The 14569-nt window shown below is 35.7% G+C and carries 15 protein-coding genes; 5 read left to right on the top strand and 10 right to left on the bottom strand.

The window, feature by feature from the left end; all coding sequences use genetic code 11:
* Positions 1-9 precede the first annotated feature (9 nt).
* Positions 10-771 carry a TerC family protein gene (locus MKY26_RS21755; protein WP_341098613.1) on the bottom strand — a complete coding sequence of 254 codons (762 nt, stop codon included), beginning with the start codon at positions 769-771 and terminating at the stop codon, positions 10-12.
* 389 nt (positions 772-1160) lie between these two features.
* Positions 1161-2843 carry a hypothetical protein gene (locus MKY26_RS21750; protein WP_095370472.1) on the bottom strand — a complete coding sequence of 561 codons (1683 nt, stop codon included), beginning with the start codon at positions 2841-2843 and terminating at the stop codon, positions 1161-1163.
* 130 nt (positions 2844-2973) lie between these two features.
* Between MKY26_RS21750 and MKY26_RS21745 the strand changes: the two genes are divergently transcribed.
* Complete coding sequence (locus tag MKY26_RS21745) at positions 2974-3678, top strand: polysaccharide deacetylase family protein (RefSeq protein ID WP_328198465.1); 705 nt, start codon at positions 2974-2976, stop codon at positions 3676-3678.
* 197 nt (positions 3679-3875) lie between these two features.
* On the opposite strand, the gene MKY26_RS21740 is transcribed toward MKY26_RS21745, so the two are convergent.
* From MKY26_RS21740 to MKY26_RS21730, 3 genes are all read right to left on the bottom strand, one after another.
* Positions 3876-4820 carry a hypothetical protein gene (locus MKY26_RS21740; protein ID WP_157733787.1) on the bottom strand — a complete coding sequence of 315 codons (945 nt, stop codon included), beginning with the start codon at positions 4818-4820 and terminating at the stop codon, positions 3876-3878.
* Positions 4821-5049: 229 nt separating this feature from the next.
* Positions 5050-5967, bottom strand: coding sequence for a macrolide 2'-phosphotransferase (locus MKY26_RS21735; protein WP_322910089.1), 918 nt, complete (start codon positions 5965-5967; stop codon positions 5050-5052).
* Between the two features lie 13 nt (positions 5968-5980).
* A complete protein-coding gene (locus tag MKY26_RS21730; protein WP_307314868.1) occupies positions 5981-7444 on the bottom strand; it encodes an Msr family ABC-F type ribosomal protection protein in 1464 nt (487 codons plus the stop codon).
* A gap of 390 nt (positions 7445-7834) precedes the next feature.
* Here MKY26_RS21730 and MKY26_RS21725 point away from each other — a divergent pair, with 390 nt between their 5' ends.
* A complete protein-coding gene (locus MKY26_RS21725) occupies positions 7835-8218 on the top strand; it encodes a nuclear transport factor 2 family protein (RefSeq protein WP_328198461.1) in 384 nt (127 codons plus the stop codon).
* A gap of 32 nt (positions 8219-8250) precedes the next feature.
* Here the strand turns inward: MKY26_RS21725 and MKY26_RS21720 are convergent, their stop codons facing one another.
* A complete protein-coding gene (locus MKY26_RS21720) occupies positions 8251-8775 on the bottom strand; it encodes a dihydrofolate reductase family protein (protein ID WP_341098612.1) in 525 nt (174 codons plus the stop codon).
* A gap of 174 nt (positions 8776-8949) precedes the next feature.
* On the opposite strand from MKY26_RS21720, the gene MKY26_RS21715 reads away from it, so the two are divergent.
* The 3 genes from MKY26_RS21715 to MKY26_RS21705 all read left to right on the top strand — a co-directional run bounded on the left by MKY26_RS21715 (position 8950) and on the right by MKY26_RS21705 (position 11504).
* Positions 8950-9363, top strand: coding sequence for a VOC family protein (locus tag MKY26_RS21715; RefSeq protein ID WP_341098611.1), 414 nt, complete (start codon positions 8950-8952; stop codon positions 9361-9363).
* A 418-nt stretch (positions 9364-9781) separates the two neighbouring features.
* Positions 9782-10312, top strand: a complete 531-nt coding sequence (locus MKY26_RS21710; RefSeq protein ID WP_307314878.1) for a TetR/AcrR family transcriptional regulator — start codon at positions 9782-9784, stop codon at positions 10310-10312.
* A 67-nt stretch (positions 10313-10379) separates the two neighbouring features.
* Positions 10380-11504 carry an MFS transporter gene (locus tag MKY26_RS21705; protein WP_341098610.1) on the top strand — a complete coding sequence of 375 codons (1125 nt, stop codon included), beginning with the start codon at positions 10380-10382 and terminating at the stop codon, positions 11502-11504.
* 688 nt (positions 11505-12192) lie between these two features.
* Here MKY26_RS21705 and MKY26_RS21700 read toward each other — a convergent pair.
* The 4 genes from MKY26_RS21700 to MKY26_RS21685 form a co-directional block, all read right to left on the bottom strand.
* Complete coding sequence (locus tag MKY26_RS21700; protein WP_322910092.1) at positions 12193-12570, bottom strand: hypothetical protein; 378 nt, start codon at positions 12568-12570, stop codon at positions 12193-12195.
* 36 nt (positions 12571-12606) lie between these two features.
* Entirely contained in the window at positions 12607-13302 is a 696-nt protein-coding gene (locus MKY26_RS21695; RefSeq protein WP_341098609.1) for a hypothetical protein, read from the bottom strand.
* A gap of 112 nt (positions 13303-13414) precedes the next feature.
* On the bottom strand, positions 13415-13654 hold the full coding sequence (locus MKY26_RS21690) for a hypothetical protein (protein WP_341098608.1): 240 nt from the start codon (positions 13652-13654) through the stop codon (positions 13415-13417).
* A gap of 29 nt (positions 13655-13683) precedes the next feature.
* On the bottom strand, positions 13684-14316 hold the full coding sequence (locus tag MKY26_RS21685; protein ID WP_341098606.1) for an HNH endonuclease family protein: 633 nt from the start codon (positions 14314-14316) through the stop codon (positions 13684-13686).
* Positions 14317-14569 lie beyond the last annotated feature (253 nt).

Below are 14569 nucleotides of genomic sequence, written 5' to 3'. Positions count from 1 at the left end.
AAACACAACTCATGCTGGGTTTTTACTAGAAGAAAACCAACCTATTACTGCGATCGCAAGTAATATGCCATAAAATATGATTTGCCAAAGGGCTGAATGGGCAAATCCTTCTGGTAACCAAGCAATGTCTTCGTGTGAAAGGACCATTACGAGTAGCTTAATCCCTACCCAACCGACAATCAGATAAGCGGCCCCCTCAAGGTTCGGACGTTTATGAAGTAAATCAACAAAGATATTAGCAGCAAAACGCATGAGAAGGACACCGATCAGTCCACCAATAAATACAACAAGGAAATGCCCTGTGTTCAGTCCACCAATATGACCCCAATCTGTTTCAGGTAAGGTTACACCTAAAGCAACGGCAGCTAAAATAGAATCAATGGCAAAGACTAAGTCTGCACATTCTACTTTAAATACAGTCCACCAAAACTCTTTCTGAGTAGCTTCTTCTATGACTTCTTCCTGTTGTTGAGAATGATTGTTCTTTTTCATTCTCAACCAAGTATATAGATTTTTAATTGACATGATTAATAAATATATCGCACCTAAGGCTTGAACTTGCCAGACGTTCACTAAGAAAGAAATAATAAATAATGACCCGAAACGAAGAACCATTGCACCAACTAGGCCATAAAATAAGGCTTTTTTCCGTTGTTTCTCAGGTAAATGACTGACCATTAATGCTAATACGACCGCATTATCAGCAGCAAGTAATCCTTCAAGACAGATAATAACGAATAATACACCTAAATATGGTAATAACAATTCCAATCCTTTCGACTCCCCTTTTTTGCATTTGCGTAACAAGATTTTGTTCACACATGAAGCAGTAGCAAAACAAAGAAATCCCATAGCGAGCTGTTCAGGATGGGCGGAGTCCCATGTTCTCTTCTCTAAACGGCAAATCTCTTTTATAATGTCTCAGGCAGTTACTGCATACTTATTTTTCCTAAATTCCTCGATTTCAACCTATTAATCCTCTATAAATTTGTTATTCATAAAATAATTTAGTAAATAACGGGTGAAAAACCATCCTCACTAAAGAAAGAGTAAAAAATAGTTAGACAATGGTTAAATAGATGAAATTGGCTACCAAATAAAAAAACGCACACAAATTCTGTTTTCATAACAGAATTGTGCACGTTTTAAGTAAAGCATTGTTATTCTAATCCATTAATGGTCATTTCTTTAACAGGTAAAAACATTTCACCTGTATTTAAATAGGTCATCTCTACTTCATCATCTTCTTGCAAATAGATCGCTAGCGGATTGTTTTCAGTAGAGGCAATGAAATTCTTACCATCTTCCAAAAGGAAGGATACGTTTGTTGATTCCCCTACTCTTTCTTTATATACCCTAACTACTTTTCCTGTTAATTGGACTTCTTCAGCACTAGAGCTTCCTTCAACACTTCCACTACCACGTTGTAGAGCTGTTTTATATTGCTTCAATGCATCATTTGGTGTACTAGCATAAACAGCAATTTCCGGATTCGCAGCTGAAACGATAAAATAGTTTTGCAAGAAGCCATTTGTATCTAATACCGGTGTTAACCAGCTTGCTTCACCATAGAAATTATATAGGATTGGCATTTTACCATACCATTTTTTCTCAATGAATTTCTTTTCGATAATTTGTAATGCCCCTTGAGAATCCATATAAGACTCTTCAAGATTCCCCGTATAATAAGTCGCTTCACCTGTTCGAGAGTTCGTCAAAGAATATCCTAGCATAGAGTCAACGCCCTCTTTCGGACTGGTGAAATCAGTGAAATAATACATATCGCCTTTTTCATCAAAAATAGGACTCACATTCGCTTCTGTACCTTCATCTGATGGTAACTTCACATCAGATTTTCCAAATAAACTATTCCAGTAGCCATTCACATATTTTCCGAAGTAGCTATTATGCAAGCTAACTGTCTCCGGCGAAACAGCTCCGTCAATAAAAGCAGGTACATCTTTTAATTTATATTGCTTAGCAGCTCCTGTTAACGGGTCAACCATCACTATCCCCAATGGATTAAAACCGTTTCTTGCGCTAATAAATTCACCATAGGTGCGAATATAAAAAGGCTTACCATCATCATCAATTTCTAATTGCACATCACCATAGAAAATATAATCAGGGTATTGCATTCGAATCTGGCGATAAATATCTTTGTTTAAGAAGGAAGATGGTGTATAAGCCATTTCCGATTTAATAAACTTTGGATTGGCACTAGAGTCTGTTGCACTTACAGTAAAATACCCTGGTGTAGTATCACCTTGTATCCATTTAAAGAAACCGGAAAATTCTACTGGTGCAATATACACATATTGCCCATCTACTTTTTGTATTTGTAAACTCCCAAGTTCATAATAGCTCGTGTTTGGCACTTGCCCAAAAGCTTTCTTCATTTTATTACGAGCAAAATCAGGCGGCACACTTGCTGGTGTTTCATTCTCATCAAATGTTTCAATTTCTTCTTCGACCTGCATTTGTGCTTTTTCAAATTTCTTATCTGCATTAAAGACAAATGCGAAAGACATATAAGCGATAGCTATGATACCTATTAAACCTAGTACTAATTTAACCTTACGTTCTATACCTTTAGCAAAGAAACCGCCAAGTACAGCTAACACTGTTAAACCGATAACAAGACCATTCATATTGCGATCTAAATTAGTGAAGTAGTAAATACTAAAGATAATAATAAAGAGGAGAATGAAGATAAAAAGGAACCCGTTAATTGAAGGGCTTTTTTTCTTTTCTTCCCCCTTTTGAAATAAAGATAAGATTGGAAACAAAATAACTGCGCTTACCACAGCGATTATAAGTGAGAATATAAATAGTTCTCCCATGGAGTATCCCCTTTCGTTATTGCAATGTTCTACTATGTTATACGGATCTACACGGAAATAGTTTCAGTCCTTTTTCATTTTTTTGTTATAATCAAGACTAATGAAATCTAAAATGTGAGGAAATAGTAATGTGAGAAAAAAAACATATCTTAAAATCCTTTTGTCGTTACTGTTACTTTGTTTGCTTTTATTCGGTAGCTATGAATTAATGAATGCAAGATCATATCAATTATTCGGAAACATAACAAATAGCATTGAAACCGATGAAAAAGTAGTTGCTCTTACTTTCGATGATGGTCCAACTAAAAATGTGGAACAGGTTCTTCACTTATTGGAACAATACAATGCAAAGGCCACTTTCTTTCTGATTGGTCAAGATATAGAGAAGTTTCCCGAAGAAACGAAAGCAATTATTGAAGCTGATCATCAAGTTGGTAATCATACATTTTCACATGCAAGAATGATTTTCAAGTCACCGACATTTATTAAAGAGGAAATTGATAAAACCGATGAACTCATCCATGAAGCGGGATATAAAGGCGAGATAGACTTTAGACCACCAAACGGCAAAAAATTAGTATTCTTACCTTATTATCTCAAGCAACAAGAAAAAGAAACGATTACATGGAATATTGAACCTGATACTTTTTTCACTACACCAGAGGAAAAAATCGACTATGTATTAGAAGCAATCCACCCTGGTTCTATTATTCTCCTTCATCCAATGTATGATCAATCTGGTGACGAACTTCAAGTGATCGAAGAAATTTTAAAAGCTTTAACGAAAGAAGGCTATCGATTTATTACTGTCGATGACCTACAAACATTAGAATAAAGTTTATAAAACTTTCGCTTCAAGGAGTTTTTTCACCTTTCATTCTATCTATTAAAAAACTTGTACTAAAATAAAGGGCTGGTATACCAATGACTAGATAAAGCCAGCTCTTTGGCATCAAAAGGTTATAAAAATAACTAAATAATACACCCCAGCTAAATAAAATAATAAAATAAGCTAACTTTTTAAAGACTGTTCTAACCTCCTGTTCTTAACCCTTTCAATATATCTGTATGTTGACAATATAGCTTTCTCCCATATTGACAGATTTCCTTATAATGTATATTCAACCATTTATCCATATCTTTTTGTTCATTTTTCTTGAAAAAGAATGTAGATAGTTGCTGCATGATTTGGTAAGATGCATAGTTATGTGGAATATCATTATTTATGGCTTGATGGATTAACCTTTCTAGCAAACGATGGTCTGAGTAATAGATGAGCTCGATTAATTTTGCGCGATACTCCAGCTCCTTCCCGCTTAAATTCGGATAATGTTTATAATCGTTGATATGTTGAGCTTCATGCTTTAAAAATGAAACGAGGTACTGATCTTCATTTAAATATTCTCTATAGCGAGGAAGTATACAATAGATCCCTTCCTTCGATGCCCATCCACCTGCTCCTATTTCTCCAAAAGTGGCATAGTCTAGCCAACCCAGCATCAAAAAATCATCGAGGAAAAATACTTGAACCGTTTCTATTTCATTTAAAAGTTCAACATCTACCTTTTTACTTTCTGTAGTTTGCCAAATATATGGACCATAATGTGGAAATGTCCTTCCTCCGACGAATGAATAGCCTTTCTCTTTAAATATTTGTCTCAGCTCTTCTTCTATTTCTTCCATCGACTGAGCATGGCTAAATGTTGATTTACCTAAACCTATTAATAGATCACTTTCCGCTTGAGAAACATCTTTTCTCCTAGTTAAAACATCTATAAAATAGCTGTGATAACAATTAACTACATTTGCTATCCACTTATCAACATGTTGAAAAGGTTCATTCTTCTGAAAGAAGCGCTGTTGATAACTTTTCAACATGGCTTCCTCTTCTGCAGTACGATGCTCCTTTCTTATTAATTGTTGATAGATTTGTGTGATCTCGCCCTGAATACAGAGTTGATAGAGTAAATGTGCCACCCGAAAAACCTCCATTTGCTGTTCTTCCTATGTGGGATTCGACATTATTCTTCTATTACCTTCATTATTCTTAATGGTTCAGTTCAACTATGGATCACCTACGGATAATCGTCGTATGTTGCTTCACCCTGTTTTCAAATGACGATTGTAGATTTCAAACGAATGATAGTAAAAACAAACGAGCAAATCTTTTCACAGTCTTTGCTCGCTTGTTGAGTATCTCTAGGATTTATTTGCTGCTCTCCTCATTATCCCCATCTACACCAAGCATCGTTTTTGCCATCTTCTCCATTTCCTCCAAGCCAGAGAGTTGAGCAAATTCAGCTACTCCAACGGCTGCTGCACTGACAAGTTCGATGATATGCTCTTTCATAAATGGCCATGTCCTGCCGCCCGCTTTTTCATAAGCTGAGATGACTGCATCTAACCCCTCTTCTCCAAAAATTAAATAATGAGAAGTAAAGTCTATAGATACATCACCGACAGCTACTTCAGTCCAGTCTATCAATCCTGTTACCTCTTTCTCTTTATTCACAAGAATATGCCCTGGATGCACGTCACCGTGAAGCAATCCTGTATGATTGGGCCATAGGCGATCATTCGCCAACCACTTCTGCCAACGTCTCCAAAGTTCATCTTTTACCCCATAAATCTCCTTTACCTTATTCATTCTTGAACTCATTTCCTCTTTTGCTTGGGAACTATTAAAAATTTTAATACCAATATCTTCTACATAGGGAATCGGCGTTCGGTGAAGTTCTGCCAGTATTTCACCTAACGTTGCGTGATACCTTGTCAAATCACTTTCCTTATCGAAGCTCCAAACATAGTTTTGTATCTCATGATCGATTGTGCCAGCTGGTATACCGTCTAATTGTTTGTAGGCCATACAATCATTCGTAAAAACCTCCCAATGCGGTGCTTTAATGCTCGTATGTTTATAAAGTACTTCAAGTACCGCATGCTCCTGTTTTGAACGAGTCATTGAATCTTCACGGCGTGGTATACGTAATATCCACTGATTATTTTCTTTATCCACAACATGTGCAACTAAGAAATCCATACCTGATTCATTTATTTTAATTTCTTCCTCATCAATCATTAATCCATGTTTGTTAGCTAGTCTTTTCACTTCTTTTTTATCCATTTTTATCTCTCCTTTATTTCACTTGTTTTATTTGTTGCTCTTCAATTTTAAAAATATGATCCGCCACTCTTTTCACGAAAGTTCGGTCATGACTTACCAGCAGTACAGTCCCTTCATATGCATGAAGAAAACTTTCCAATGCTTGTATGGCTCTTATATCTAGAAAATTGGTTGGTTCATCTAAGATGAGTACATTATTACTTCCTAAAAATAGCTGACATAATACAAGTCTGGTTGATTCTCCACCACTTAAGGTCATTACCGATTTCTGCAAGTCATTCCCTTCAAAACCCATAGAATGAAGGACTGTACGAACTTTACTTTCAGCATATACACTGTTTTCATTCATAAATGCTAAAACCGTTTGTACACCTTCTAATAAATAATTATGCTGATGATAAACACCAAATGATACATTAGGAGATAGAACTATTCCATCCCCATTGGAGACGATATGTTTAAGTAAAACCGTTTTACCGGAACCATTCCTTCCCTCAATGGCAATGATCTTTCTTAATGGGAACTGGAAACTGGCATGTGTTAATAATCGTTTGCCATCAACAGATAAAGAGACTCTATCTCCCATTATTGGGTATTTATTATGCATTTGAAGAATTTTTGATTGTGGGAAGTGGTGCACACGATCAACTTCCGGTGTCTTTACCTCTCCTAACTGATCTATTCTTTGTTCTATTGCCTTCGCCTGACGATGAATGTTTCTTTGACTTGTATCTTTTGATTTCGTCATGAACATTCGGTTCGCTTTTGCTTTTGCCTCTTTTTTCGACATTGAACGATTGGCTTGATTCACTTTTTCTGCTTGCTTCATTTTTTCATCCGCTGCTTGAATTAATCTTTGTTTTTCTTTCTTATATTGTTCAAATGCTTGAATATGCTGATTGTGAGCTAGTTGTTTCTGTGACTCATAGTCAGAATAGTTGCCCACATATTCTGTTACGTGTCCATCTTCAACTTCCCATATTTTTGTTACCAATTGATCGAGCAAGTATCTATCATGACTAATAATAATGAGCGAACCGTAATAATACATAAGCTCATCTATTAAAAAATCTATGCCTTCACTATCCAGATGGGTTGTCGGTTCGTCGATAAGCAATCCTTCATAATAGGTGGAAAAAAGTTGAGCAAGTTTTAATCGTGTCTGTTCACCACCACTTAAATGATTCACATCCTCATTTGGTACGGATAACCTTGATAATAACTCTCCGTCTGCTTGCCTTGTTTCCGGCACTTCTTTTTGCTCAAAGTAGCCAAAGTCAATCTGTTTACTCACACTTCCTTTTAAAGGATAGATATCCCCATACATAAGCTTTAATAGGGTCGTTTTACCACTACCATTCTTCCCAACAATCCCAATTCGATCATACTGGTAGACTGATAAATAAGGAATCTCTAAAATAATACGATCTAGATATGTCACCTCAATATTTTTTATTTCTAATGTTAATTGTCCCACGCTGCCACTTCCTTTAGTTGAGTGATTAAAGGAATGTGATCATAAAAAAACACAGACGCGCTCGGTTGTCTGTGTTTAGGGTAAACGTATATGGTGGTATTTGTTTTAGAGATAACAAAAAAACACAGACAATCTGCGTTTTCTGTTCGAAATTATCACGATGAAAACCATTAAAAATGTGCAGACTACTCCCGTTTACCCTGTTTATGAAAACAGAGCCTTTGAACATTATTCAATTAGCTGTTCAAAGTAACGTGGCGTAATCTCATACTTGCAGTCATTTTTAATGATCCTCCCTTCTTTTATTAATAATAACTATATTATGTTCTCCATAGATTTGTCAATCAGGCAAAAAATCCGGTAAGATACATAAAAAGGAGTGAAAGTATAATGGACTTTACCTTTACTTACCCAAAAGATTGTAGCAATGCACCAAAAAAAGAGACGATTAAAGAAATGATACATGCTTTTGCTCGTAAAGATCCCTCCCAAGTTTCTCACTATTTGTCAGAGGATATCCAATGGCAACGAGTGAACCATCAGTCAATCATTGGCAAAGAGAGCCTATTTCATTTCTTTGCTAACACTGAAAATAATCATGTTTTATCTCTACATATTGAGCGAATTATCACCCATGGAAAACTTGCGTCAGCGGATGGCACTTATACTATGTCAGATGGTTCAACATTTTCTTTTTGCCATATCATTACCTTCACAAGTGCCGGAAAAAATACAATTAATACTGTCAAAACCTTTTTAATTAAACACGATTGAATGATTGTGACAGAACATTAATTCTCGAAACATTACCTTTCCACAACATAATGTAATTCAACAAATTGATTAAAGGTTCTCGTGCTTATTAAAGAAAGATTGAATTGATAATCACCTGCCTTAAAAAGGGGAATGCCCTCACCAATGATTCTTGGTGCAACAGTAACAATCATTTCATCTATAAGATTTTCCTGTAAGAATGTATAAAGTAAGTCACCCCCACCGATTAGCCATATGCTTTTTCCCTCACCATTTTTTAAATGATCTGTAAATGCTTTAATATCTGGATGAATAAATTTTACATATTCCGTATCTTCATTCACTGATCGGGAGAACACAAAACATTCCTTATCCTTGTATGGAAATTCTCCCTTTTCTTGTTCCATTACCCAATCATACGTACGCTTTCCTATTAAGATTGTATCCACACCGTTGATAAACTCACCGTAGCCATTATCTCCTTCTGACTCCACACTAAATAACCAATCTAGCGAATCTTCTTTTGTTGCGATATAACCATCTAAACTTTGAGCAATATATAGTACTACTTTTCTCATCATAACCCTCCTAAAAAGAACAATTGTTCGTATATTTTAACATACATCTTCATTCATATCATCTACACCGAATAGATAATCATACATATTTAAATCAATTGATATTTAAAAATTTAAAATATTACACTTTTTATATTATTATTATAATTAAGCCAATTTTTTAGGAGGAAACCTATGTTTAAAGTCGGTAGCATTTTTATTCCTGTGTCAGATATTGAAAAATCTTCTTCCTGGTACGTAAAATACTTAGGTGCGACAAAAATTGACGTTTGGGAAGGGGGCGCGGGATTTTATTTACCTACTGGGTCAACTCAGTTAGCTTTAATCAAAGTGAATCGTCCACAACCGACGGAATTCACTATACAAGATAACCAAAAAAACGCCTATTATAATTTTGTCGTGGATAACATCGTAACAGCTCATCAGTATTTTAATAAAAATGGAGTCATAACGACTGATATTCAACATATGGGAGAGATGGCGTTCTTCGATTTTTTCGATATAGATGGTAATCCATTTAGTGTAGTAAATGAAGTAAAAGATTCACCGTATCATTCAGAGAATGTAAAAAGAATGCAAGAAAAGTAAGAAGGAAAAGAGGTTAGGATATCAGTATGCTAGCTAAGGATTTATCGAATGATTAGGTATATCTAACAGCTAATCATTCGGGTTTTTTGTAATTTATCTTTTTATATGAAGTAAATAGTGGACCGGAGCGGAAGACACTCGACTCCTGTGGGAAATAGAGGGGGAGCTTGTGATCCCGCAGGTAATGCCCTAGGAGGCTCAAGCCCCTCCCCGCGGGAAGCAAGTGTACGCGAGTGCAATGGAATTTTTGGTAAAAGAAGTTTTATAGATCATAATTTGTAATTGTTCGTTTTTGATTTTAGCTCATTTTGTTATGTTCCTACCTCCTTTATCCAAAAGAATCAGCTTAATTGAAAAACCCCTTTTAATGGTTTACTATTTATATAATGAACGTTATATCTAAAGGATGTGTGGGTAAATGAGTAAAAAGAAAGAGCAATTACTTGAAAAATCAGAGAAATTATTTGATCAGCACGGCTTTCATACAGTTGGCTTAAAACAAATTATTAAAGAATCTAATGTAGCTCTTATGACAATGTACAACCACTTTGCATCGAAAGAAGCGCTTATTTTAGAAGTATTACGTAGAAGAGAAGAAAGATATTTTGACATTTTAGAAAATGCCATATCCAATCAGGGCAACTTAGCTATTCGATTAGCCGAGGCACACATCAATTGGTTAAGAATAAACGGTTCAAATGGTTGTATGTTTCTGCGGGCTAAAGAGGAGTATTCTTTAGAACCTTCATTTAATGGTGAGATTGTCAGTTTTACTGAACAACATAAAAGACGGCTCATTGATTTTTTCACAAGTAAAGGATTGAATAGCAACGAGGCACTAAGGCTTGAATTGTTATTTGAAGGAGCTACCGCTTTGGCAGAAGTATTTGCTATAGAGACTGTAGCAACAGAATTTCATCATTCAGTATCGAGTTTGTTTTCGGAATAGAGGGTCTCGCTCTTTATTTCAAGAAAATATAATGAACGTTATATCTATTTGAATGAGGTGAATAAACATGAGAAAAGTAATACTACCTGGATTAGCAATGATTGCTGTCACATATGCACTTGCCCGCTTAAGTTATGGCTTATTTCTCCCAAATATCTCGAATACATTGGGCATGAGTGAAGGTGAAGCTGGGCTAGGGAGTTCCATTGCATTTATCGCCTATGCACTTGCTTTATTACTTTCAGCCTTATTGATTAAACATTTTGGCTACCGGAAAGTGAATCTCTTTGCTGGTTTTACAGCCGTTTTTGGACTACTAGGGATGGCTAGTGCGCCATCTATTTTATACTTAAATATAAGCCTATTTATAGCTGGTTTAGGTAGTGGATTAGCTTCTCCAGCATTAAGTCAAATGGTGCAAAACACTTTATCAAAAGAAAAGCTCGACCAAGGAAACACATGGATCAATAGTGGAACCAGCTTTGGTATTATTTTGACCGGACCCATCGTTATTTTATTGACTGATCATTGGCGATTAGCTTACTTACTATTTGCTGTTATTGCTGCTCTTGTATTGATTTGGAATCATTTTTCTCTTCCTCCTGATGAGAAAAAGGAATCGGTATCAGATAACAATATTAAATATCTATCTGCTATAAAAACAGCAAAATATTTATTAGTTGCTTCCCTTTTAATCGGCGGAAGTTCTTCAATTTACTGGACTTTTTCAAGAAGCTTCATAACTTCAAGCTATGGACTAGGAATCAATGAAAGTGTGATATTCTGGATTATCATAGGATTGGCTGGCATACTTGGAGGCGTTTCAGGAAACTTTATTCAAAAACTGGGATTGTCCCTTTCTTACCGATTACTTGTCTTTTTACTAGCAACGTCTATCTTTCTACTAACGATCCCAAGCGCTGTGGCTATTTACCTTTCAGCTGGTCTATTTGGCAGTACCTACGTTTTCCTCACGGGACTATGTATTGTCTGGGCCACGAGGATTTTTCCCGTTTTGCCGGCTTTAGGAGTAAGTTTATCCTTTTTCACACTGGGAATCGGGCAATCATTAGGTTCCTATCTCGCCGGTATATCCATTGAAATGACTTCCTATCCTTTTAGTTTCAACATATTTGCCGCCTTTTGCTTAGTCGCTATGTTTGTCACAACGAAGAAGAAGTCAACGTCATGAGTAGGATCTGCTTTTTCATAGGTAATCACCGCTACACGAAATAAAGAATAAGCATCAGTTATTGTTGCCTCAAACAATAACTGATGCTTATTCTTTGTTCAGAACTTTCATTCAATTCTAGAGTTGCTTAGTTAGAATGGATGTTACCATTCACACTATCCACTTTTAAACTCGCTACCCTTTGTCCTTTAGATTCTTCCAATAAGCATTCCTTATAAATTGGGTTATTTTTAAATTGTTCTAAGACTCTATGAAAATCTTTCTCCTGCTCGTATTCTATACACTCAACTAATTGCTCACTGTTGTTGGTTATTTTTATCGTATGCATACTCTTTGTTGTTTCCCCCACCTATTCTTATTTATTAATATTTATACTATTAAACTGTATATTTTCGTTTCCTCCTTATACAGTAACACATTCAACTTTTACTTTGAATGACATTTATAAGACAATCTTAACATTAATTTTAACAAAATTAATCAACTAACATCAAAATGCATATAATGAATGATTATACAAAGATTACTGGATTACTCTAACCCTTAAAAATCCTCCACAATAAAATGTAGAAGTAAGGCGACCTGATTAATCTAGTGATTAGTTGTCCATGTACTAGGATTATTTCTGCCATCCGCAAAAAAAAACCTATTATCCATGAAGGTAATAGGTTATCTCTAACAAGTTATTTTATTCTTCTTCTTCTTCGACAACTACCTCATGTTCACCTATATAAATGGGGCCATTGGCATGATCAATTCTAATCGGCCATTCATAAGGAACAGCCAGTCTTTTTGCTACTGTTCTCCAAAACTTTGTTGAATCTCTTTCGAACTCTTGGAAATCTTGCAATAATTCTTTATAAGAAGAACCATCGAACTGTACATACATCTCTTGTAATCTCATAAAAGCCATATGACGTATTTCTAATTCGGCTGCTTGCTCCATTTCTTCTTCTGTTGCTTCAGCAATAATCGTACCTGGAGGGGGTAATATGGTATAAATATTATCTATTTCCACTTCTTGGTCAACTGTTTCTACGTTTTTATTACGATTACGATTAAACATAAGCATCTTCTCCTATTATCTATTATCTCATTCATATTAGCTTAAATTAGAAACAATTGGAAGTGGAATTTTATTACGATACACTTCTAATCCAACTACATCATTCGAATTTTCATTTACCCAAAGAACGAGATCTCCAGCCATTCTACTAAATGTGCGAATAGTATAAGATGTGATTAACTCATCCTCTAGTTGCCAACCAGTAGGCTGAAGGAGAATCGATTCCTGTTGAACAAAAAAGGTTGCATGAAAAAAGGAGAAAACTTCTTCCGTTTCTCTTGAGCTTAATTGTGCGATTTTCTCTTTATTGATGAGATAATATTTTATTTTTTGTGGTGTATCTGAGAGTTTTATTCGTTTTCTTCTATATAAATCTTGGATAGCCGGATACCCATTCTTTTGGAGATGCTTTTCTATAATGATCCTTGATTCTGGTTTCAAATGAAATAAATTCATTTCCTTTACCCGTCCAGCAATAATGGTTTCTTTTATTTCCTCATAATGAGGAGCAGCCATCTCCATCACAAGCAATCTCGCCTGTTCATCAGGTATTGGATAGACCATCATACTAGACTCTTCATTAATGATATCGACGGCGGCGAATAACTGACAAACAGCACTCATCGTTTTCGGACTTTTCTTTACAATTATTTTCCTCATTCTGAAATCTTTTATTTCTCCCTTATCTATTGAACAAGGATGTCCTTCTATTTCAGTTAGCCAATTAAACATCGGTACTCCTTTCCATGGTTTATTGAATATGGCTATCCTTCAATTTAATTAAAGCTTGAATACCTTCACGCCGACTTCCACATTCAAGAACGCCACATTACATTTATGATTATTACCTGTTTAATACTGCAATTAACATCCGGTGTATCACATCATGGTCCCGAGTGTCATGTAACTGATAGTTTCCCCCTGGAAGTGTGTACCATTCATCCGCATCTACATAAGTAATCGCAAGAGTGAGGTTACCTTCTTTGTCAGATGTCGTTCGTAATTCAAGATCCCCACTGATGACACCAACCTCAGTAGTCATAACACCATGAGTTGCCTTAAACACAGATGAGATTGTATCCATTTAATTGACTCCTTTCATTGGTTGATTGTTTAATAGGAGCAACTATTGAGCATTCCTTGAAGAGCTGTTTTTTCAGAACTCTGCAAATGCAAACTCCAATTGTATTTTGTATTGATCCACATTTTAGCATAAGCACAATTTGCACCTGCACGAGGTGGTTGCCATGTGGATGGATCTTGGTCACCTTTGGAACGATTGGAGCTGGCTGATACTGCGATGAGTTGTGGTCCATTGAGGTCATTGGCGAAGTCCTCTCTTTTAGCAGTTGACCAACTGCTTGCCCCAGAACGCCATGCTTCTGCGAGTGGAACGACATGGTCAATATCTAATTGTGAGGGGTCATTGAAAGTGATGCCATCATAATAGCTATACCATTTACCTGAAGTCACTGGACAATTACCACTATAATTGTCGGCATCACGCTTAAGGATTACTTGTCTTGTATCACAACCATCCCCTTGACTAATCCAGTGAGGGAATTTTTCTCGACTATAGCCACTCATGGATCCCTCATTTTGTACATTTAACGAATTAAGTTGTGCTTGGGTAGTAGATTTGGATGGCAAATCTGGAGGCAAAGCAGAAGCAGGTAATAAATCATACTGAAAAACAAGCAATGATAAAACAAGAAACAAAGAGAACAGCAACGACTTTTTCAACATAGAATTCCTCCTCATTATAATGGTTGTCTATATCAACACTCTAATAAGAGCTGCTAATACCAATCTTAGATAGGACTTTCTATGAGTTTTAGCAAGCAATAATCACTTTGAAATAATTATGTATCTACTTATTTATGGTATATCATAATTAACATCAATTGAAGTTACAATATTATTAATATTTTGTTAATTGGACTTCTTTGAAGACTACATACTAGAGTTGAAAGATGTGCTTCTTCGAAAGATAATAAGC

This window comes from Cytobacillus sp. FSL R7-0680, assembly GCF_038009245.1.
Taxonomy (GTDB): Bacteria; Bacillota; Bacilli; order Bacillales; family Cytobacillaceae; genus Cytobacillus; species Cytobacillus kochii.
This window is presented reverse-complemented; position numbering and strand designations above follow the sequence as displayed.